The sequence below is a fragment of the Micromonospora sp. NPDC048930 genome (assembly GCF_043197935.1).
Taxonomy (GTDB): Bacteria; Actinomycetota; Actinomycetes; order Mycobacteriales; family Micromonosporaceae; genus Micromonospora.
In genome coordinates this window covers 161,582-184,639 of the sequence record NZ_JBICUB010000003.1, presented here as the reverse complement: position 1 = coordinate 184,639, position 23,058 = coordinate 161,582, and the positions used below count along the sequence as shown (strand labels likewise).

Here is a 23,058-nt window from a genome sequence, read left to right as displayed (position 1 = left end):
TATGCATGCGTACCTTGACCGTGCTGTGTGCCCTCTCGCTGGCGGTGACGCCCGTCGTGGCCACTCCCGCGCAGGCTGCGCCTGTCGCCGCGGCTGCCGAGCGGGCCGCTCCCGACCGGCCCGTCCGGGTGGAGCCCGTGGTCGACGCCGCCCTGGCCCGCGGCTGGCGCACCGCACCCAAGGTGACCTGGCCGGCCGGACAGGCCGAGGTGAAACCGGTCGCGCACCGGGCCGGAACCGACCGGCCAGCCGCCCAGCGGGCCGGAACGCTGCCGGTGTGGGTCAGCGGGCAGGCCCGGGTGCGACTGGACCGGATGCCCGGCGGTGTCCGGCTCCGGCTCGGTGACACCGGCAAACCGACCCCGGTCGAGGTCGACTACAGCGGTTTCCGCTGGGCCTTCGGCGGTGACTGGTCCTCCCGGCTGCGGGTGGTCGACGAGCGCACCGGGGCCGCGGCGCCGGTGCGCAACGACGTGCGGGCCGGACGGTTGAGCGCCACCCTGCCCGACGGGAGTTTCGCCATCACGGCCGACGCCGGCGGCAGTGCCGGCAGCTTCACCCCTACCTCGTTGAGCCCCTCCGCGACCTGGCAGGTCGGGCTCTCCAGCGGGGACTTCGCCTGGAGTTATCCGCTCGCCGTGCCCGCGCTGCCCGGACAGTCACCCAACCTGGCCCTGAGCTACAGCTCTGGCGGGGTCGACGGGCGGACCGCCTCCACCAACAACCAGCCCTCACCGGTGGGTGAGGGCTTCGACCTGGCCACCGGGTACATCGAGCGGTCCTACCAGTCGTGCACCGAGGACGGACAGTCCCACCAGGACCTCTGCTGGGCCTCCCACAACGCCACGGTGGTGCTGCCCGGCCTCGCCGGCGAGCTGGTGCGCGACGACGCGACCGGCTCGTGGCGCGCCGAACAGGACGACGGTTGGCGGGTGGAACTCCTGACCGGCGCGACGTCGAACGGGGACAACGACGGCGAGTACTGGAAGCTCACCGCCCCGGACGGCACGCAGTACTTCTTCGGGCGTAACCGGATGCCGCAGTGGCAGAGTGGCAACCCCGACACCAACTCGGCCTTCACCGTCCCGGTCTACGGCGACGACGCGGGCGAGCCGTGCCAGGGTACGCAGTGGTGCCAGCAGGCCTGGCGCTGGATGCTCGACTTCGTGGTGGACCCGCACGGCGACGCCATGGCCTACTACTACGAGCGGGAAACCAACTACTACGACCGGCAGGGCACCCCGACGGTCTACGTGCGGTCCGGGCAGCTCGCCCGCATCGAGTACGGTCAGCGGCTCGCGTCGCTGTACGACACCGCGCCCGGCCGGGTCGTCTTCACCCCCGGCAACCGGTGCCTGGTCGAGGGACCCGACTGCGTCACGTCGCAGCCGCAGAACTGGCCCGACGTGCCGCTGGACCAGGCATGCGGGGCGTCGTCGTGTGCCGTCCCGGTGCCGACGTTCTGGTCCACGAAGCGGCTGGCGAGGATCACCACCCAGGTCCACGTCAACGGGGCGTACCGGGATGTCGACTCCTACACGCTCACGCACGCGTTCCCGGACACCGGGGACGGCACCAGCCCCGCGCTCTGGCTCTCCTCGATCGCGCACAGCGGGCACACCAACGGCACCCTGACCCTCCCGCCGGTGACATTCGCCGGCGTGCAACGGGAGAACCGGCTGGACGCGACCGGCGGCCATCCGGTGATGAACAAGTGGCGGGTCGAGACCATCGGCACCGAGACAGGCGGCCGGATCAAGGTCACCTATGGGCTGAAGGAGTGCCAGCGCACGACGTTGCCGGTACCGGACGACAACCGGCTCAAATGCTTTCCGGTCTGGTGGGACGTGACCGGCGCCGGCCCGACGCTGGACTGGTTCAACAAGTACGTGGTGACCCAGGTGACCGAGGAGGACCAGGTCGGCGGCGCGCCGGCGAAGCTGACCCAGTACGACTACCTCGATCCAGGCGTGGTGCTGTGGCACCACGACGACGCGGAACTCACCCCGGCCCGGTTCCAGAGCTGGGGCGGCTGGCGCGGGTACGCCCGGGTGCGGGTGCGTACGGGTGCCGCCGGCACGCAATCCGCGACCGAGTACCTGTTCCTGCGCGGCCTGCACAACGACCTCCGGGCGGACGGCTCCCGCCGCGCGGTGACGGTCGACGGCCTGGAGGACAAGGCCGCCTGGCGCGGCTTCCCCCGCCAGGAGACCGTCTACGACGGTGCCACCGTGGTGTCCCGCACCGTGTCGGAGCCGACGGTCATCGGCACCACGGCCACCCGCGCCCGCGCCTCCGGGACGTTGGAGGCCACCCTGACCGACGAGCGGTCGGTGCAGGTGGTCACGACGCTGGCCTCGGGCGGCACCCGTACCGCGGAGACCCGCTACGGCTACGACGCGGCGGGCCGGCTGAAGTACGTCAGCGACCTCGGGGACATCGCGACCGGCGCCGACGACACCTGCACCCGCACGAGCTACGCGGAGAATCTGACCGACTGGATCCGGGACCGCGTCTCCCGGGAGGAGACCGTCGGGGTCGCCTGCGACGCGACTGCCAGCTACCCGGATGACCTGCTCTCCGACCAGCGGTACTACTACGACGGGAACGACACCTGGGGGGCCGCGCCGTCCCGGGGTGACCGCACCCGGGTCGAGCAGGCTTCGGCGTGGAACACCTACGTGACCGTGTCGCGTACCACGCCGGACGGGCACGGCCGGCCGGTGGAGAGCTACGACGCCGCGGGCAAGCTGACCCGCACCACGTACACCCCGGCCACCGGTGGTCCGTTGACCCGGACCGTGGTCACCAACCCCCTCGGACACCAGGTCACCACCGATCTCGAGCCGGCGCGAGGACTGCCGGTCAGCAGCACCGACGCCAACGGCGGCGTCACCACCCGCGGCTACGACGCCTTCGGCCGGCTGGCCGACGTCTGGCTGCCGGGGCGTACCACGGGCACGTCGCCCAACCTCACCTACTCCTACCTCGTCCGGGTCGACGGCCCGAGCGTGGTGACCACCAACGAGTTGCAGGGTGCGGGCACCTACAGGACGACCCGGGAACTCTTCGACGGCCTGCTGCGGCCCCGCCAGACCCAGGAACCGTCCCCGGCCGGTGGGCGTATCGTCACCGACACCCGGTACGACGCCCGCGGCCTGGTAGAGCGGACGTACGGGCCACGGCACGACCCGTCCGGGACGGGCACCGACCTCGCGCCCACCCCGTCGACCCTCGACAGCGAGACCCGCTACCTGTACGACGGGGCCGGCCGGGAGACGGCGGAGATCCAGCTGTCGAAGGGCGTGGAGAAGTGGCGGACGTCCACCACGTACGGCGGTGACCGGGTGACCACCACCCCGCCCGCCGGCGGCACCACCACCACCCGGGTCTTCGACGTCCGGGACCGCCTGGTCGAGCTACGCGAGCAGTCCGACGCCACCCGCTACACCTACACCCGGTCCGGGCAGCTGGCCACGGTCACCGACCCCGCCGGCAACGTGTGGCGCTACAGCTACGACCTGCGCGGGCGGATGACGAGGGCCGAGGCGCCGGACACCGGTGCCCGACGGTGGAGCCATGACGACGCCGGCCGGGTGGTCACCAGCACCGACGGCCGAGGGCGGACGCTCACCATCGGCTACGACGACCTCGGCCGCCGTACCTCGCTCGCCGAGGGCGCCACCCGGCTCGCCCAGTGGACCTACGACACGGCGACCCTGGGCAAGGGTCTGCCGGCCTCGGCCGTCCGGTACGTCGGTGCCACCGCGTACACGAGCACGGTCACCGGGTACGACATCCGGGGCCGCCGGCTCGGCACCACCGTCACGGTCCCGGCGGCCGAGACCGGGCTCGCCGGCAGCTACACCACCAGCTACGCCTACAACGAGGCCGACCAGGTCACCCGGATGGTGACCCCGGCCGCGGGTGGCGTCGCCGCCGAGACGCTCGCGTTCGGATACGACGCCCTCGGTTACCCCACCACCGTCACCGGCCTGAACCACTACGTGATGGACAGCAGCTACGACGAGCTGGGCGACGTGTCCTGGCAGGCGTTCGGCGAGTACGGCCAGCAGGTCTACCGCTCGTACGAGCGGGACCCGGTCACCCGCCGGCTGACCAAGGCCACGACCGCCCGGGACCACGTGGACCTGCCCACCGTTTCGGAGACCAGCTACACCTACGACCCGGCGGGCAACGTGCTGTCGATCGTCGACGCACCCGATGGGGTGACGGCGGACGCCCAGTGCTTCCGGTACGACTCGCTGCGCCGCCTGACGGAGGCCTGGACCTCCACGGACTGCACGACGCCCGCCGCCGGCGGCGCGGCGGCCTATTGGCACACCTACACGTACGACGCGACCGGTAACCGGCTCTCCGAGGTGCGGCACGCCGCGACCGGGAACACCAACCGGACCTACAGCTACCCAGGCGGGCACCGGCTGGCCTCGGTGACCACCAACGGATCGACCGCCTCGTACGGATACGATGCGGCAGGCAACCAGACCATCGCTCCGGGCCGCACCTTCAGCTGGGACGCCGAGGGTCACCTGGCGTCCACCTCCGACTCGTCGTACGTGTACGACGCGGACGGCACGCGGCTGATCCGTCGCGACGCCACCGGCGTGACGCTCTATCTGGGCGACACCGAGGTGCGGCGGGCCACCACGGGTGCCGTGGCCACCACCCGGTACTACCGCTTCGGCGGCAGCGTCGTGGCCGCGCGTACCGGCTCCCAGCTCCGCTGGCTCGCCGCCGACCACCACGGCACCGACGAGATCTCGATTGCCGACCAGGCGGGACTGCCGGCGACCGTCCGCCGCAGCCTGCCCTTCGGCGGCACCCGGGGCACGGCACCCACGAGCTGGCCGGGGGAGCGGGGCTTCGTCGGCGGCACGCAGGACCCGACCGGGCTGACCCACCTGGGCGCCCGGGAGTACGACCCGGCGACGGGCCGCTTCATCTCCGCCGACCCGATTGTGGATCACCAGGATCCGCAGCAGGTCAACGGGTACGCCTACGCCGCCAACAACCCCGCCACCTTCATCGACGCCGACGGCCTCAAAACGAAGAAGCCGGCCAAGTCGAAATCGCCGGCCAAGTCCAAGACGCCGACCACCAAGGTGCCACCGAAGCGGACCAAGACCAAGCCGACGAACGACGGGCCGACCAACGACCCGTGGGCCAACGACATCATCGCGAACATGGACTACGACTACTTCCTCTGCTCCACCTGGGGCATCACGTGCTACCCCGGGTTCGAGGACGGAGCCCAGGCCATGTGCGACTGGTACGGGTGCGACAACCTCGATGGCTACACCATCTGGGACGAGGGTGGCTACGACGGCGGCTACGACAGCTCGTACGACCCGGCGCCGAGCTACGAGTACCTGGAGCGCGAGTGCGACGGGTGGGACGAGTGCATCACGCCCCGGCCCAGGGAGTGGCAGCGCGTCGACGCCGGGTATGACACCGCGGACACGTACTCCGCCGGCCGCGTCCCGTGGGGCGGCATCTGCGTGGCATCGGCGATCATCAACTGCCAGGACGGTGGCGGCACACGGCTTGTCGCCCGCGGTGGCAGCAACTCGCGGGTGATCAGCCTCGACCCGAACGAGCCCTCGGGAGGGTCCATCTATCTGGCCAGCTCCGCCGGTGGCTGGTCGAGCCGGCCCGTGACGATCGGCGGCTGGTGGTGAGCGGCGGGGTGGTCCGCCTGCTCGGCCGCCGCCGCAGGACGCGGCGGTGGCTGGGTGGAACCATCGTCGCGGTGCTCCTGGGCACCCTCGCCTTCGTACCCGGTCCGCCGGTGGCGGCACCGCGAGCCGGCGTGCCGGGGCGGCCTCCGGTGGCCTCGTCGGCCGTCGTGCCGGCGCGGTATCCGCAGGCCATCGACCTCGACCGGCTTACCACGGAGACGACCCGGGTCGAGGCCACCGGGCACGGCACGCTGCGCGCCGTGATCAACGCCCGGCCGGTGCGGGTCCGTACCGCCACCGGCTGGGCGCCGCTCGACACCACGCTGGTCCGCCGCCCGGACGGCACCATCCAGCCGCGGCGGACCAGCGTGGCCCTCTCGTTGGGCGGGGCGGGCCAGCGGACCATTGCCACGATGCGGACGCCGGAGGGGAGCCGCGTCGCGTTGAGCTGGCCGCGTGCCCTCCCGGAACCGTCGCTGGCCGCCGACAAGGCCACCTATCCGGAGGTGTTGCCCGGGGTCGACCTGGTGGTGCAGGCCACCGACTCCGGCTTCGCCGAGGTGCTGGTGGTGAAGTCCGCCCGGGCGGCCCGGCACGCCGGGTTGTCGCCGATCCGCTTCGGCCTGGACACCCATCGGTGGTTCCCGGACCTGAACGCCTTCATGTGGGACTCGTCCGGCACCCGACGCGCCGTCATGGCGGTGCGGACCACGGAGTCCGAGCTCATCATCACCCCGGACCGGGCGATGCTCACGGATCCGCACCTGGTCTTCCCGCTCTACCTGGACCCGTGGTTCCCGTCCAGCAAGCAGCACTGGACGATGGTCGAGCAGGACCTGCCGTCGCAGGGCTGGTGGGACGCGAGCGTGCACGCCCGCGCCGGCCGGGATCCGGCCTGGTCGTCCACCGACACCTTCCGCTCGTTCTTCCAGATGGACACGGCGTTCCTCGCCGGTCGCCACATCCTCAGCGGGACCTTCCGCGCACACGAAACCTACTCGTACTCATGTACGCCGGAGCCGGTGAACCTTTGGCGCACCGACCCGATCAGCGCCAGCACCAGCTGGAACAATCCTCCCGCGCTACGCGCGAAGCTCGGCACCGTCAACGCCGCCAAGGGGTTCAGCGCCTCCTGCCCGCCAGGTGACGTCGAGTTCGACGTCAAGCAGTTGATGGTGGACGCGGCGGCCGGTGCGTGGGCCAACGTCACCCTCGGCCTCCTCGCCGACGAGGGGGTAAGCACGCTGGGCGGCAAGGCCTTCGAGAACAACCCGTCGATCGCGGTCGAATACAACACGCCACCCGGCGCACCCGACGTGGTGCCCACCGACACCATGCCCGGCTGTGCCGGTTCGCCGGCCATGTGGGTCACCACCTTGAAGCCGCGGCTCAAGGTTCGGGTACCCGACGACGACCTCGCGTACGGGCAGCAGCACCGGATCAACTTCGAGATCCGCCGGGCGGGCGGCGAGTTGGTCGACGCGCCGGAGGCGACCCCGTGGACCGTGCTCGAGTACGAGGTGCGCGACGGGGTGCTGGCCGACGGGGGTCGGTACGAGTGGCGTGCCAAGGCGACCGACGAGGTCGAGAGCGGACCGTGGAGCGCCTGGTGTCCGTTCACCGTGGACATCACCGGCCCGTCGACCCCGCCGACGCTCACCTCGCGCGACTTTCCCAAGTTCCCGGCGATGGGCATCCGGGTCGACGAAACCGGCCGGTTCACGTTCAGCGCCCGGGGCGACACCGACATCGTCGGGTTCGACTACCGCATTGGTGGTCCGGCCATCAAGGCCGGACGCGTCACGGTGACTCCGGGCGGCGCGACCGACCTGGTGTTCGTGCCCGCCAAGGGCGGTACGTACACCATCACGGTGGCCGGGGTGGACCTCGCGGGAAACAAGGGACTGTCCACGCCTCCCTACCAGTTCCGGATCAGGCCGCTGCCGTTCCCGGCGGTGAGCCTGCCGCTGAACGAGGAGTCGGGCACCACCGCGGCGGACTACTCGACCTACGGCGCCGACGGCACGGTGGAGCTGCGGGGCGGGGTGTCCTGGGTGGAGGGACGGCACGGCGGGGCCCTGCACACCGACGGCACCGAGAACACCGGTGGCTACGCGGCGGGGCCCCCGGTGGACACCGCCAACTCCTTCTCGATCATGGCCTGGGTGCGGGCGCGCGAGAGCAGTGAGGCGTGGCGGACCGCCGTGGCGATCGCGGGCAAGGGACCCGAACTGCAGTTCGACATGGGGCGCTGGACGTTCGTCATGCCCAATGCGGGAGAGGGGTACGTCGCGGCGCGTTCGGACCTCCCCGCTCAGATCGGGGTGTGGACGCATCTGGCCGGCGTTTACGACCGGTCCCTGGGGACCCTGACGCTCTACGTGAACGGTCGGAAGGCCGCCGAGGTGCCATTCGCCCAGCCGTTCACCGCGACGGGTTCGCTGATGATCGGCGGCACGGACTGCTGCATGGGCGTCATCCGCCGGTGGGTCGGTGACCTGGACGAGGTGCAGGTGTACGACTTCGCCACCGCCCAGCGCAAGGTCCAGGAGGAGATGGCCACGTTCGACCTCTACGGTCCGGAGGCGTGGTGGCAGTTCAGCGAGACGAGTGACGTGGCCGCCTTCGATTCCACCGGCAACGGGCACACGTTGGCGCGCGGCGCCGGCACCGCGTGGGGCCCGGGTCGGCTGGGCGGCGGCGTGGCCCTGACCGGCGGTGCCCTCGTCGCCGACCGGGCGATCCTGCGCACCGACGCCAGCTACAGCGTGTCGGCCTGGGTGCGGCTGGACCGGGACGACGGCTACTTCGGGGCGGTCAGCCAGGACGGCCGGTTCGACAGCGGGTTCCAACTCGGCTACTCCGCCTACCCGCAGGGTTGGGCGTTCAGCGCCGGGAACGGCGACACCGACTGGAATGAGACCGGCCCATCGGCCGCCGTCGCCGCGTCACCCCTGCCCAGACAGCTGAACGTGTGGACCCACCTGATCGGGGTCTACGACCACGACGCCGGCGAGCTGCGCCTGTACGTCAACGGCCGGCTGGCGGCGCGGGCCCCCTACCGCAGCACCCGCAACGCCACCGGCCTCTTCGCGGTCGGGCGCTTCCAGAGCAACGGGCTTCCGGTGGGGCAGTGGCCCGGCGGCATCGACGAGGTCCGGGCGACCCAGCACGCCCTCACGCCCGAGGAGGTCGCCGCGTGGATGAACTGGGACCACTACGGCCCCAAGGCCCTGTGGGACATGGACGAGGGGACGGGAAACGTCGTCGACGACGTGTCGGACAACGACCACGCCCTGGTGACAGCGGGCACGACCACCTGGACGACCCACACCGGCAAGGGCAACGCCCTGCACTTCGACGGCTCGAGAGCCAACTTCGACACCAATTACCCGGGCAGCCACGCGTACACCGCCGGACCGGTCGTCCGCACCGACCAGAGCTTCACCGTGCTGGCCTGGGTGCGCCTGACCAGAGATGACACCTGGTACAGCGCGGTGAGCCAGGACGGCGAGAACTTCAGCGGCTTCGACCTGCGCTACGACGCGCTGAACCGCCGCTGGGCGTTCCTGATGTACGGCAACGACAACCCGTACAACTCGGCCAGCCCGCCACCGGAGTACGCGGCGGGCACGGCCACCTGGGACTACCAGGTCGGGGTGTGGACCCATCTGGCCGGGGTGTACGACGCGACCGCCCAGAAGATCTATCTCTATGTGAACGGGCAGCTCCGCGCCAGCGCGTACTGCAAGATCACCTGGAATGCCGGGCGGGCCCTGCAGGTCGGCCGCTCCAGGTACAACGCGCTACCGGTCAACAACTGGCCCGGCGACATCGACCGGGTCTTCGTCCAGAGCGGTGTCCTGACGGCGACCCAGATCGCCGCCCTCATGTAGGAAGGAACGTCAACGGTGAAGTACCTCCTCGCCGTGGGTCTGGTGATCGGTCTGGTCGCCGCGCCCACGGCCCCTGCCGCAGCCGCCGTGCCGCCGGCGAAGGTCACCTCCAACTACGAGACGGCCAGCGGGAACACGCTTGCCCGGGACTGCGGGTACAGCGTCGGCCTCACCGCCGACCAGGCCCTCTGGCTGTTCTGCGACACGGTGCTGTTGAACCCGGCCGGTGAGGCGTTCGGTTTCATCGGCGGCACCACCGCCGCCGCCGGGCCCTACACGGCCGGGGCCGTGCCCGACGCGCTCAGCGAGCTGACCACGCCGCCCGCCCCCGCGACCGTGCCCAACAGCGACGGCCCGCATCTGTTCCTGCCCGTACCCGCGGGGCTCGTCCTTCCGGACGGAACCCTCTGCGGGGCGGCCGGCAGCAACTCCTATGCCGCCTCCTGGCTCAGCGGCGCGACGCGTGGCCCGGCCCGCTACATCAACGGCTACTGGGGCCCGGACCTGGTCGCCATGACCTACACCGACGTCTGCGTGCGGGGTCAGTGGGACTGGACGGTGCAGGCGTGGGGCATCAGCTTCTACCATCCGGCCAGCAACACCTTCGTGGCGCACCACCGGGTCTTCGCGACGGGGGCGAGCGCCGACCTGCCGTGGCAACGCCAGCTCGGATCACCGGTCTTCGCCGACGACGGCTACCTCTACCTGTACGCCTCCCATTGCGACGACTCCGCCTTTGGTGCCTGCGGGAAGGGGCGCACGGTGCTGGCCCGTACCCCGTGGCGCAGCAGCACGGGCTGGTCCAAGTCGGGGAGCTACCGGTACTGGAGTCCGAGCGGCTGGACCAGCGACCTCAACGTCGCCCCTTCGGTGATGGCCGAGGCCAGGCCGCTGTACCTCGATGTGCGCAGCTATCCCGGCATCGGGTTCGCCGCCGTCGAGCAGACCACCATCGGCGGGCACTACCGGGTCTGGCGCGCGAGCTCACCCGTCGGGCCGTGGACGGCCGGCGCGGAGGTCCAGGTGCCGGGGTGCGAATCGAGCACGGACGGCTGGTGTTACGCCTTCTTCGGCCATTCCGAGCTGAGCACCGCCGATGCGCTGATGTTGTCCTACTACGATCCGGACAACAAGCACGTGATGGTGGCTGCCGTGCCCTGGTGAGCCACTCGCGCACGATGGTCATCGTCGAAGCGGCCCGCGAACGAGCTGAACGCGGCGGGTGAGGTCGGCGCGTTCCCCGGGAGGGCGTCGTGGCGTCGAGGAACGGGCCGGGTCAGTTGCCGAGCGCCGGGGCGGGGCCGGTCGAGTCGCGGACGACGAGGGTGTGGCCGGTGGATCGGCGCCGGGGGCGCGTCGATCTGGGCTTGAGCGCCAACTGGAGCGCCATCCGCCCCATCTCGGTCATCGGCAGCCGTACGGTGGTCAGGCTCGGCGCCAGGTCGGCGGCGACGGAGACGTCGTCGAAGCCGACCACCGACATGTGTTCCGGCACCGCGATGCGCCGGGACCGCAGGATGGACAGCACGCCGATCGCCATCGCGTCGTTGAGGGCGATGATCGCGGTGCTGTCGGGGTGCTGGTGCAGGATCCGCTCGGCCGCGACCCGGCCCCCGTCGCGGGTGAAGTCGGAGTGGACCACGGGCAGTTCGTCGAGGGAGAGCCCGTGCGCGGTGAGCGCCGCGCCGACGCCGGCGAGCCGGTCGGCCACCGTGGTCAGTCCGGGGGTGCCGGCGGCGACGGCGATCCGTCGGTGGCCGAGCGCGAGCAGGTGCGCGCCGATGGCGCGTCCGCCGGCCTCGTTGTCGGGTACGACGGCGTCGACGCCGAGGGCGTGCCGGCCGATGACGGCCACCCGGCCGCCGGCGCGCTGGAAGCCGGCGAGTTCGGTACGCGCCTCGGACTCCACGCGCGGGTCGCTGTAGCCGGAGCCGGCGATCACGATGATGCCGACCCGTTGCGCGATGAGATGGCGCAGTTGGCGCAGCTCGTTGTGCGGGTCACGGCCGGAGTGGGCGATCTGGACGAGCAGGTTCTCCTTGGCGGCGACCTCGATGACCCCGCTGGCGATCTCGGAGAAGTACGGGTCGTCGATCTGGTGGACGATCAGGCCGACGGTGGAGCTGGCGCCGCCGGCGAGGTTGCGGGCGTAGGGGTTGGCGACGTAGCCCAGTTCGCGGGCGATCTGCCGTACGTGGTTGGCGACCTCTTCGCTGACGCCTTCCCGACCGGCGAGGGAGCGGGAGGCGGTCGCCAGCGAGACACCGGCGCGTTCCGCCACGTCCGCGAGGCGTAGTCGTGGGCCGGGTCTGGGCATCCGCAACTCCTGAGAAACATTGATCCGGACCGCGCTCTTGCCTGTGGCGCAAGGCACAGCATAGGCTACGAAAGCGCTTACGTAAGCGCTTTCGTACGTGCGGCACCACCGCCGCCCGACCGTCGCCCGGCGCGCCTCACCTCGGCCGTTCCGGCGGTCGGACGGCTCTCCGTCCTGTCCAGACGTACCTCAACTCCATCGACCCGAGCGCGTTGCCGTGCCCCGTCACGTAAGCGCTTTCGTCCGTGCCCCACCGCGTACCGACGAACGGAGCACCTCCCGATGAGAAGAACCAGACGAGCCGCCGTCGCGGCCACCACCCTGCTCGCACTCGGCCTCACGGCGATGGCGAGCCCCGCCCAGGCCGACCGGCCCGGCCCGTACGACGTCCACCCCGCCCTCTGGTCGCACCTGGTCGCCATGTACGACTTCGACCACCCGGTGCCCGGCAACGTCGCCCTCGAAGCGGACCAGGGCCACTCCGGCACCGAGATCGAACTGGTCAACGGCGGCGCGGCCATGCGGGTGCCCGACGAGGCGTACAAGGGCAGCGGCAACGCCCTGCAGACCGGGCAGGTCAACCCGACGGTCGCCGGCAACGACGACTGGAAGGCCGGCGTCTTCTCCGTCAGCGGCGTGCCGACCCTGCACGCGTTCAGCAGCGCCGAAGGCACGACCGTCATGGGCTGGTTCAAGCGGGACATGGACGGTCCGGCGCTCAACTCCACCACCGCCAACCCGACCGACCGGTTCAACGCGATCGGCCTGGCCGGCGTGCTGACCGGTGACTCCGACGGGCACGGCGTGCGGGCCCTGCTCGAGCTCATCGACGTCAGCGGCGAACTGCGCCTGGTCGCCCTCGGCCGGCGCCTCGACGGCGGGTCCTCGCAGACCTTCGCCGCGAACGAGGACTGGCGGACCCTGCTGCCGAAGGGGGAGTGGGTGCACCTCGCCGCGACCTACGACTTCACCAACGGCACCATGGCGCTCTACCGCAACGGCGAGCCGGTCGAGGGCTTCTACACCACCGCCGGCGACCCGTGGAAGGTGTCCGGGCCCGGCCCGCACGTCACCAGCGCCACCGACCCGCGCGGCATCAAGATCGGCGGCAGCTTCCCGCAGAACAACCTCGAGCGCAACCCGTGCGACTGCCGCATGGACGGCCTCATGTTCCTCGACGGCGTCATCCCGGCGACCGACATCGCCAAGCAGTACCGCTACATGGCCCACTGACCATCCCTCGGCACCGTCCCACCGAGAAGGAGAACCGCGTGTTCATTCGCGCTGGCAGCGCCGGCAGGCTCCGGAGAGCCAGGCTGACCGCCGGAGTCACCGCCGCCACCCTCGTCCTGTCCACCCTGGTCGCCGGCCCCGCCCGGGCGGCCGGCGCCGTCTACGACCCGATCCCCGAAACCCCGATCCAGTCGCAGTTGGGGCTGGTCCTGCAGGAGTACGCCAGCTTCCCGCAGTCCACCCCGACCCCGGCCCCGGTCGACCAGCGGCTGGTCCGCAAGGCCCGGATCAACACCATCAACGAGCTGCCCGACGGCTCGGGCCGCCGCGCGGTGCCGGACCTCAACGGCAACCTCTACTTCGTCGAGAATGGTGTGCCGCACGTCTACCTCGACGTGGCGGCGACCTTCGCACCGGCCTTCTTCTCCGGCCGCGGCCTCGGCCAGGGCTTCGGGTACGTCGCGTTCCACCCGGACTTCGCGCACAACGGCCGCTTCTACACCATCCACACCGAGCAGGCGTCGCTGGCCACCCGGACCCCGGACTACGCCCAGCCCAACACCATCTACCAGGGCGTCATCAACGAGTGGACCGCCACCGACCCGGCCGCCGACACCTTCTCCGGCACCCACCGTGAGCTGCTGCGCATCGGCTTCGGCGGCCAGATCCACGGCATCCAGGAGATCAACTTCAACCCGACCGCGGAGCCGGGCGACAGCGACTACGGGATGCTCTACCTCGCGGTCGGCGACGGCGGGCAGGGCTACCGCAACGGCGACCCGCAGAACATGGGCCTGCCGCACGGCAAGCTGCTGCGGATCGACCCGCGCGGCACCAACTCGCCCAACGGCCGGTACGGCATCCCCGCGGACAACCCGTTCGTCGGCACGGCCGGCGCGCTCGGTGAGATCTACGCGGTGGGCTTCCGCGACCCGCACCGGTTCAGCTGGGACCGGGCCACCGGCCGGATGTTCCTCGGCCACATCGGCGAGCACGCCGTCGAGTCGATCTACGAGGTCCAGGCCGGGGACAACTTCGGCTGGAGCGAGCGCGAGGGCTCGTGGGTCTTCGACAAGACCGCCACCAAGCCCTGCGACAAGCTCTACCCGCTGCCGGCCGACGACGCGAAGTACGGCTACACCTACCCGGTCGCCGCGTACGACCACGACCCGGCCCCGGGCTGGAACTGCACCTCGGACGTCGGCGTCGCGGTGGCCGGCGGGTTCGTCTACCGCGGCCACACCCTCCCGCACCTGATCGGCAAGTACGTCTTCGGCGACCTCGTCGCCGGCACTGTCCTCTACACCGAGGCCAACGAGATGCGCCGCGGCGAGGGGCTCGCCCCGATCCACCGGCTCGCCCTGTACACCACCGCCGGTGACCTGGTACGCATGCAGGACCTCTCCGGCCCGGGCGCGCCCGGCGACCCGAACCGCGTCGACCTGCGCTTCGGCACCGACGCGGCCGGTGAGATCTACATCGTGGCCAAGGCCAACGGGAAGATCTGGAAGGTGGTCGGTACGAAGACGGTGGCGGAGGGCGACGTGGGCGACACCAAGGTGGTCCACACCGGCGGGGCGGACAACTGGACGCCGGTGACCCCGTCCAAGTGGCAGTTCGACGGCGACGAGGTGATCCTCGCCGAGGCCGGCGTCAGCCGCCCCGGCCCGCGCCGGCCGTTCGAGTACGCCATCCTCGACAAGGGCCCGGCCTGGTCGTCGGTGCAGATCGACGCCCGGGTACGCCTCGACACCCCGGTCGAGGTCAGCAACCGGGACGTGATCATCGTCTTCGGCTGGCAGTCGGACACGCAGTACTACTACGCGCACCTGTCCACCGACAACACGATCTACCCGCACAACGGCATCTTCAAGGTCAACAACGCCGACCGGGAACGCATCGACCACCAGTGGAACGGACGCTCCCGCGGCGCCAACCCGGCGATCACCGACGCCGACTGGCACAAGGTGCGGGTCGTGCACCTGCCCGCCACCGGTGAGATCGCCGTCTACGTCGACAACGACAAGGATCCGCTGATGACCGCGAAGGACACCACCTTCGGCTCCGGTCGGGTGGGCTTCGGCTCGTTCGACAACATCGGCCGTACCCGTCTCTTCACGGTGACCGGGACGCCGGCCGCCTGACGAACGGATGGCGTGGGGGCGGCGGCGACCGTGCCGCCGCCCCCACGCTGCGCTCCAGGGCTCCTGCCCGAAACTTCGGACCCCTTGCGCGCGACTTTTGATTCCCTAGGCAAAAGTTTCCTTGTTTTCCATATATCTTTTGGCTGTGGTCGGCGATAGCCTCTCGCTCAGGGCACCTCCCGCATCGATGCGCATGCTCCCTGCTACTGGCTCGTCGAGATCCGCCTCCACTTCCCGCGCTGGAACTGGAAAGGAACCACATGCCCAGCCAACCTCCTCTGGTCGTAAGAACCCGCCGAGCAGGCACAGACCCCCGCCGGCGTCTGCTGCGCTGCCTCGTCGCCGCCGTCCTACCGGCCGCGACCCTGTCCGCTGGTTCGCTCGCCGTCGGCACCCCCGCATGGGCCGCGCCGACCAGCGCGCCGGCCGTCCTCACCCCGACCGCCCCCACCGGCACCAACGGCTGGTACCGAGGCCCGGTCACCCTGAACCTCTCCGCCACCGACGGGGTCAACGGTGTCCAGCGCCTGGAGTACCGGCTCGGCAACGCGGCCCCGTTCCAGACCGCGGCGTCCGCGGCCGCCCCGTACCCCGCGAGCCTGACCGGCTCGGTCCAGATCACCCAGCAGGGCAGCACGGCCGTCGGGTACCGGGCCGTCGGCGGTGACGGCTCGGTCGAGGCGGCCCGCACCATCACCATCCGGATCGACACCGTCGCGCCGGTGGTCGGCTGGCCGGGCATCGTCGACGGGCACGTCGGGCACACCGCGACGCTGATCCCGACCCGGACCGACCCGGCTCCCGGCTCCGGCGGCGTCTTCATCCACCGGATGTGGATCGACGGCGCCGAGGTCACCCCGCTGCCCGTCGCCACCTCCACGCTGAGCACCGGCGGGCACACGATCAGCCTCGTGGCCAGCGACGCGGCCGGCAACGCCGCACGCTTCGACCAGGCATTCGTGGTGACCACGTCCTTCGCCGACCTCGACGCCCTCATCGCCGGTTTCGTCACCAGCGAGGCGATCAGCGCCGCCGCCGCGGAGAGCCTGCGCGCCACGTTGGCGGAGGCGGCGAGCCTGGCGGACACCGGCGACACCACCGGCGCCGTACGCGCCCTCAACCAGTTCGTCGCCGCCGCGCAGCGGGAACCCGGCGCCGCCCGGGACACGCTGGTCGGCGACGCCCGCTACCTGCAGCAGCAGGTCACCGGCACACTTCCAGAGGATCCGGCCACCGGCATGACCGTCACGCCGGCGGCGGGACCGAACCCGATCCCCGCCGCCACGCCGCTCGGGGCGTCGACGAACTTCCCCGGCGCCAGCTTCCGGGTGCTGTACTTCTCGGCCACCAAGGGCTTCCGCCACGACCACATCCCGGACACCGCCCTGCTCGTCCAGCGGTTGGGCGAGCAGTACGGCTTCGACGTGGACATCTGGGACCCGAGGCTCGCCCCCGCGTCGCTGCCGAGCACGCCGTTCACCTCCGCCGCCGACCTGGCGAAGTACAAAACCATCATCTTCTCCTCGCCGGTGGACGGGACGAACCCCAACAGCGCCCCGGAGGCGGACGCGCTCAACGCGAGCGAACTGGCCGCCTTCCAGGCGTACATCCGGGCCGGTGGCGGGTACGTCGGGCTGCACGGGGCGTCGGACGCGATCCACAACGTGCCCTGGTACCGCGACCTGGTCGGCGCGTGGTTCACCAACCACCCGGGCGGCCAGAACGGCGAAGGCACCTGCGGAAGCTGCATCAACGTGCGGGTCAACACGGAGGACCCGACGAACCCCGCCGTCGCGCACTTGCCGAAGACCTGGCTCACCATCGACGAGCTGTACAACTTCGACCACAACCCGCGCGCCGAGGTGCACACGTTGCTGAGCCTCGACGAGTCGTCGTACCAGCGGAGCCTCAACAGTGGCAACGCCGCGACCAACCCGCTGCGCCTTATGAACGGGGACCACCCGATCGCGTGGTGCCAGGAGTACGACGGCGGACGCGAGTTCTCGCTCATCCTCGGCCACGACCGTGCGCAGTACTACCGTGACCCGTTCACCCGGATCCTGCTGAGCGGTATCCACTGGACGGCCGGGCAGACCGAGGCGAACTGCTCCACCTTCCGGCAGACCCGGACGCTGATCAGCGGCGGCGCTGCCGCCGGGGCGCTGGACGCGGAGCCGGCCGCGGCCGCCTCCGCGCTGCTCGACGACGCCCAGGCCGCCTACCTGCGGCAGGATTACCCGGCCGCCACCACGCCGCTCAACCGGATCATCGCGATCGCCGGCACCCCCGCCGCCGGCAGCGAGGCAGCGCGTGCCGAACTCGACCGTCAGGCCCGCCAGCTGCGGGACTGGATGTTGGCGTTGAAATCGTCCTGACCCCTTGGTTGCCGCCGGCCCTCCCCGGGCCGGCGGCAACGCGGGCGAGGATTGTCGCGGCGGGTCCGCCAACCACTTTCAATTGCTGCCGCGCGGGCGGCCGATCGGTCAATAGTACGTGCCCGGCCCTTTGCCGGCTGCCGTGGAGCCTCGTCGACATCGCCGTCTTCGTCGACCGGCTCGGTCGGCCCCACCACGCCACAGACCGTGACACCGGGCTATCTCGGCGGCCATCTGGAATGGCGCACCGAAGGGCCGCACAACGCCGCAACGCTATCGTTGGCGAATGGCGATCAGGGTCGGGCATGTGCGGTAGCAGGCGGCCCTGGTGTCGTGGTCGCATATCGACCAGCCAGAACCGTCGACCGGAAACTGCGTGCGCTGATACGACGTGCCCGGCCAGCCACGACACCGTCGATGGAGCCTGGAATTGGACGCCTCCAACGGTTCGGCGGATTTGTCGAGCTGGCGATGAGGACAACCGCTTGTCGGCGTATGGGAACCGCTCGTCGCGCGGTTGAAGCCGTTCAACTCAGCTGCCGGATCAAACTGCTGCGCGGTGCCGTCAGCGCAACTAATGTGATCTATGCGTTGGCATTCAGTTGAACGGCCGGCGATCCCGGCTCCTGACTGCTGAACGGTCCATGGTCGACCATTCGCGCCGAGGCATTTCCCCGGCCCGGGCAAGTGCCGAAACCCGGAACCACCACCACCACTGAGGGAGCCATTCCTGATGAATCGATCACGCATGCCGTTGGTCACCGCCGGCCTCGCCGTCGCCGCGGGCCTTGCAACGGTCGCCGCCCTCACCGGACCGGTCGCCGCCGAGCCCGACTCCGACGCCTCCACCCGGGCGACCTCGGTGACCACCGACCAGGTCGTCACCTGGGGTGCCAGCGCGGACCGCACCGGCGGGTCGTTCACCGACCAGACGGTCCGCAACATCGTCCACACCAGCATCGGCGGCACGAACCTGCGCGTCTCGCTGTCGAACGTGTTCGGCGACCGCATCGTGACCTTCGACTCCGTCTACGTTGGCATCCAGAGCGAGGGCGCCGCCGTCGTACCGGGCACCAACCGGCAGGTCACCTTCGCCGGCAGCACGACGGTGACCGTCCCCAACGGCGCCGAGGTGCTCAGCGACCCGCTGCCGGGCGACGTGCCCGCCGACACCAACCTCACGGTCAGCATCCACGTGAAGGGCGCCAGCGGCAGCCTGACCGGCCACAACCTGGCCATGCAGACGAACTACATTTCCGGGGCGGGCGATCACGCAGCGGACACCGACGGCGGGGCCTTCACGCAGCAGGCGACCCGTTGGTACTGGGTCGACGCGCTGGTCGTCGACCAGCGGGAGCAGGTGGACACCGTGGCCACGCTCGGCGACTCCATCACCGACGGCTTCGGGTCCACGCGCGATGCCAACCGCCGGTGGCCGAACTACCTGGCCCGCCGCATCGCGGAACAGCCCCCGGCGCACCAGTTCGGGGTCATGAACGAGGGCATCTCCGGCAACCGGGTCCTCACCGATGGTGCCGGGGTGAACGTCCAGGCCAGGTTCGACCGGGATGTGCTGTCCCAGCCCGACGTACGCACCGTCATCCTCATGGAAGGCATCAACGACATCGGCGGTGGTGTCGCGACGTCGGCCGACCAGCTGATCTCGGCCTACCGGATCCTGATCGCACGCGCCCACACCAACCAGACCTGCATCCTGGGTGCCACGCTCACCCCGTTCGAGGGTGCCGGCTACTACAGCCCGGCCAAGGAGGTCATCCGTGAGCAGGTGAACACGTGGATCAGGACCAGCGGCGAGTTCGACGGGGTCATCGACTTCGACCAGGTCACCCGCGACCCCGCCAACCCCAAGCGGTTCCTGCCGGCCTACGACGTCGGCGACCACCTGCACCCGAGCGACGCCGGCTACCAGGCGATGGCCAACGCCGTCGACCTCAGCCAGCTCGAGTGCACGCGGTAGCAACACCGGCGCTCCACCTCGGCTGCTCTCGGACACCGCCCGGTCAGCGCTGAGCGGAGACGTGCGTGGGGCCCGCGCCAGGTCGGCGCAGGCCCCACGGGCCGAGCCGCACGACGCGTCCGCAGGCGGGACAGCGACGGTGGCGGGATTCCCCCTGGACTGCGTCACCTGTCGCTCGATCGACCTCAGCGCGACCGTACGTGCCGTAGACGGAACGGCGGTCCTGTCCGACCGGGCATTGAGCGATCGCCCGCAGCGCGGCCCGTGATCGGCATTCCGCCGACCGCCGGCCACAACCGAAACAGGCTCCGGACCCCTCATAGTGTTGCGGGAGGCCGGGTTGCGGAATGAACGAGAGTACGTCGAGTACGTGCAGGCACGGATGCCGTGGCTGCGACGGCTGGCGTACCGGCTGTGCGGGCAGTGGTCGGCCGCCGACGACCTGGTGCAGGAGTGCCTCGTCGCGCTGTACCGGCACTGGCGCAAGGCGACGGCGGCGGACTCGCTCGACGCGTACGTCCGGGCGATGCTGGTCCACGCCTACCTGGCCGAGCGGGAGCGGTCCTGGACCCGCCGCGTCCGGCCCGTGGCCGACGTGACCGGGCCCCCGGCGGCGCCGCTGGTCGGTGCCGAACACCGCGTCGACCTGCTGGCCGCCCTCACGAAGCTGTCCCGCGGGCAACGCGCGGTGCTGGTCCTGCGGTACTGGGAGGACCTCGACGTCGCGCAGACCGCCGCGGCGCTGGGCTGCTCGACCGGAACGGTCAAGAGCCAGACCTCGTACGCGATCGCGGCGCTGCGCCGCCTGCTGCCCAACTACGTGCCGGGAGGGGCGGACACACCATGAGAGAACTGTTCGCCACCCTGCCGGACGATCCGCCGCCGCTGCCGCCCGGCTACCTGGACACGGTGCTGACCCGGGGTCGTCGGTCGGCGCGACGCCACCGTGTCGCCCTCACCGCGGGCTGGGCAGCGGTTGTGCTCGTCCTGGCTGCCCTGGTCGTGCCCGGCGTCCCGCTTCCCGTCCATCCCGAGGCCCTGGCGACCAGGCCCAGCCTGCCGGACCGCTTCGCCGGGTACTCGATGCTCACCAGCACCGTCACGGCGGCTCCGCCCGGCCGCGCGATTGCCCTCTACGGTTACGGCAACGGTGAGACGGTCAACATGTTCCAGTCGCTGGTCGTCGGGGCCGACCGGGACACGTACCGGCGGGTCGACACCATGGAGGAGCGGGACCGCCCGTCGGCGCTGCTCGCCCCGGACGGCACCCGCGTGCTGCTCGGCGACGACCGCGGCGCGACCGCCGATCTGATCCTCGTCGACCTGGCCACCGGCGAGCGCCGGTCGATCCCGCTCGGGGACCGGGTCGGCGTGCGGCTGCTGGCCTGGTCGCCCGACGGCCGGCACGTCGCGTACAGCGCCGCGCCGCTCACCAACTCCGGGGAGTTCGGCACCGTCAACGTCGTCGAGGCCGAGGTGGCCCGCACCGGCACGCTGCGGCTGCTCGACCTGTCGACCGGGCGCAGCACGGAGGTGCCGGCGATCAAGCCAGCGTGGACGGCGTCGTTCGCGCCGGACAGCCGGCGGCTCGCCGTGCAGGTCGGCCAGACGGCCCACCTCCTCGACCTCGACGGCCGCGAGTACGGCAGCGTGCAGATCCCGGGCGGGCGCGAGTTGGCCGCCGAGGTCGGCTGGTCGCCGGACGGGACGCTCCTCGCCACCGTGCCGTGGCTGTCGGACGGACCGTTCGATGGCACCAGGGGCGGCGACACCAGTCATGGCGTCTTCCTGTGGAAGGTCGGCGACATCACGTTCCTGCCCGTCACGGGCACCGGCACGCCACCAGCACCGGTCCCGGACGTCGTGCAACTGCTCGGCTGGCGCTCGGCGGGCAGCCTGGTCGTCGCGACCGTCAACGACGCGGGTCACGCCTCGCTGGCCGAGGTGCGGTTGGGTGCCGGTACCCGCCGGACCCTGTCCCACTTCGACACCGGCCGTACCTGCGAGCTGGGCACCCAGAGCTGCCAGCTCTTCGACCTGCACCTCGCCACCGGCCTGCTGCCCGACCTCACCGTCCGGAACGCCGGTCGCCCGCAACGCGGCCCGTGGCCGATGCTCGTCAACGCCGTCCTCGGCGTCCTCGTCCTCGGCGCCGCGTACCTGCTGTGGCGCCGGAGACGTCGGTCGGCGCGTCGCTGACGCCTCTCGCCGGCACGGACCGCAGCGGGAAAGCCCTATCTGGACGGTCGGTGACGACTGCGGCGGTTGGCGGTCTCGGGAGTGGACGCGGCGGCCGCGTGGTCCTTGGTGGCTTGTGGCCCGGTGGTGCCGAGCACCTGGGCGATGACGTCGTCGACCAGGCTCGGGGGGATGGGTCGGTGGGCGATGAAGCGGCGGTAGAAGAACGGGCCCGTGAGCAGGTCGATGGCCAGCTCCGGGTCGAGATCGCCGGGCAGTTGGCCGCGCTCGCGGGCGCGGTTCAGCGCGAGCAGGAGCGGCTCGCGGCGGCGGCGGGTCAGGTCGGCGTGGAGGGCCGCGAGGGTCGAGTCGCGTTCGGCGGCGTCGATGAAGGCGGCGAGCAGGCGCGGGAACGGGGTGTGTTCGAGCAGGGTGACGAAGGCGGTGAGCAGCTGGGCGACGTCCGTTTCCACGCGGCCGGTGTCGGGCACGGGGAAGGGCTGGAACGTGGCGTCCATGGCGTCGACCATGAGCGCGCCGGCGGTGGGCCAGTGCCGGTACAGGGTGGCCTTGCTCGCGCCGGCCTGCCGGGCCACGGCCTCCATGGTGAAGCCGGCCAGGCCATGCTCGTCGAGCACCTGGAGGGCGGCCTGCAGCACACGCTGCCGGGCGCCCGCCCCGCGTGAGACCGGCCCTCGCGGCTCGCCGCCTGGTCGAGGATCGTTGTCCATTGCCCCACCTCCATCGAAACGGTACCGTACTCGTAATAAGAAAACGTCTCCGTTTCGATAGGAGAGTCCGATGCCACGAGCGCCAGCTACCGCGCCCGCCACGTCAACCGCTGCTCACCGATACCGCACCGCCGCCTACTGGGTGCCCACCGTGTTCGTCGTCGGTGAATGCGCGGTCGGCGGCGCGATGGACCTCTTCCGCATGGCGCCGTTCTACCCGGTGATGATCGACCTGGGATATCCCGGCTACCTCGCCACGATCATGGGCACCGCGAAGCTCATCGCGGCCGGGGTGGTGCTGGCGCCCGGGCTGCCACGACTGAAGGAATGGGCCTACGCCGGCATCATGATCAACATGATCGGCGCGGCCGCCTCCCACGTCGCCATGCGCCAAGCCCCGGGCACCCTCATCGCTCCCACCATGTTCGCGGGGATGGCGATGCTCTCCTGGGCCTGGCGTCCACCCGCACGTCGCCTCTGAACGCCGCGAGCCCTTCCGTCGTTGCG

General features: G+C 71.1%; 12 protein-coding genes. 10 read left to right on the top strand and 2 right to left on the bottom strand.

All coding sequences use genetic code 11. The features are described from left to right. The first annotated feature begins 5 nt into the window (after window positions 1-5). The 3 genes from ACGFI9_RS09825 to ACGFI9_RS09815 are packed head-to-tail and all read left to right on the top strand — an operon-like array spanning window position 6 to window position 10,759. Window positions 6-5,699, top strand: coding sequence for an RHS repeat-associated core domain-containing protein (locus tag ACGFI9_RS09825; protein WP_393177009.1), 5,694 nt, complete (start codon window positions 6-8; stop codon window positions 5,697-5,699). Beyond that, window positions 5,693-9,595, top strand: coding sequence for a LamG-like jellyroll fold domain-containing protein (locus ACGFI9_RS09820; protein WP_393177007.1), 3,903 nt, complete (start codon window positions 5,693-5,695; stop codon window positions 9,593-9,595). The genes ACGFI9_RS09825 and ACGFI9_RS09820 overlap by 7 nt, the downstream gene beginning before the upstream one ends. Before the next feature lie 15 nt (window positions 9,596-9,610). Continuing rightward, entirely contained in the window at window positions 9,611-10,759 is a 1,149-nt protein-coding gene (locus ACGFI9_RS09815) for a hypothetical protein (protein ID WP_393177005.1), read from the top strand. A gap of 112 nt (window positions 10,760-10,871) precedes the next feature. Here the strand turns inward: ACGFI9_RS09815 and ACGFI9_RS09810 are convergent, their stop codons facing one another. After that, on the bottom strand, window positions 10,872-11,912 hold the full coding sequence (locus tag ACGFI9_RS09810) for a LacI family DNA-binding transcriptional regulator (RefSeq protein WP_393177003.1): 1,041 nt from the start codon (window positions 11,910-11,912) through the stop codon (window positions 10,872-10,874). Window positions 11,913-12,194: 282 nt separating this feature from the next. Between ACGFI9_RS09810 and ACGFI9_RS09805 the strand changes: the two genes are divergently transcribed. The 6 genes from ACGFI9_RS09805 to ACGFI9_RS09780 all read left to right on the top strand — a co-directional run bounded on the left by ACGFI9_RS09805 (window position 12,195) and on the right by ACGFI9_RS09780 (window position 21,841). Next, the gene (locus tag ACGFI9_RS09805; RefSeq protein WP_393177001.1) at window positions 12,195-13,145 is read left to right on the top strand and encodes a LamG-like jellyroll fold domain-containing protein; all 951 of its coding nucleotides are present in this window, start codon (window positions 12,195-12,197) and stop codon (window positions 13,143-13,145) included. Between the two features lie 38 nt (window positions 13,146-13,183). Next, complete coding sequence (locus ACGFI9_RS09800; protein ID WP_393176999.1) at window positions 13,184-15,289, top strand: PQQ-dependent sugar dehydrogenase; 2,106 nt, start codon at window positions 13,184-13,186, stop codon at window positions 15,287-15,289. Window positions 15,290-15,549: 260 nt separating this feature from the next. Further along, window positions 15,550-17,664, top strand: a complete 2,115-nt coding sequence (locus tag ACGFI9_RS09795; RefSeq protein ID WP_393176997.1) for a ThuA domain-containing protein — start codon at window positions 15,550-15,552, stop codon at window positions 17,662-17,664. A gap of 733 nt (window positions 17,665-18,397) precedes the next feature. Next, the gene (locus ACGFI9_RS09790) at window positions 18,398-19,642 is read left to right on the top strand and encodes an SGNH/GDSL hydrolase family protein (protein ID WP_393176995.1); all 1,245 of its coding nucleotides are present in this window, start codon (window positions 18,398-18,400) and stop codon (window positions 19,640-19,642) included. Window positions 19,643-19,982: 340 nt separating this feature from the next. Then, complete coding sequence (locus ACGFI9_RS09785) at window positions 19,983-20,489, top strand: SigE family RNA polymerase sigma factor (protein WP_393176993.1); 507 nt, start codon at window positions 19,983-19,985, stop codon at window positions 20,487-20,489. Then, window positions 20,486-21,841: a WD40 repeat domain-containing protein gene (locus ACGFI9_RS09780; protein ID WP_393176991.1), complete on the top strand. Its 1,356-nt coding sequence runs from the start codon at window positions 20,486-20,488 to the stop codon at window positions 21,839-21,841. The genes ACGFI9_RS09785 and ACGFI9_RS09780 overlap by 4 nt, the downstream gene beginning before the upstream one ends. A 35-nt stretch (window positions 21,842-21,876) precedes the next feature. Here the strand turns inward: ACGFI9_RS09780 and ACGFI9_RS09775 are convergent, their stop codons facing one another. Continuing rightward, entirely contained in the window at window positions 21,877-22,551 is a 675-nt protein-coding gene (locus ACGFI9_RS09775; protein ID WP_393176989.1) for a TetR/AcrR family transcriptional regulator, read from the bottom strand. Window positions 22,552-22,621: 70 nt separating this feature from the next. On the opposite strand from ACGFI9_RS09775, the gene ACGFI9_RS09770 reads away from it, so the two are divergent. Beyond that, complete coding sequence (locus tag ACGFI9_RS09770; RefSeq protein WP_393176987.1) at window positions 22,622-23,032, top strand: DoxX family protein; 411 nt, start codon at window positions 22,622-22,624, stop codon at window positions 23,030-23,032. Window positions 23,033-23,058 lie beyond the last annotated feature (26 nt).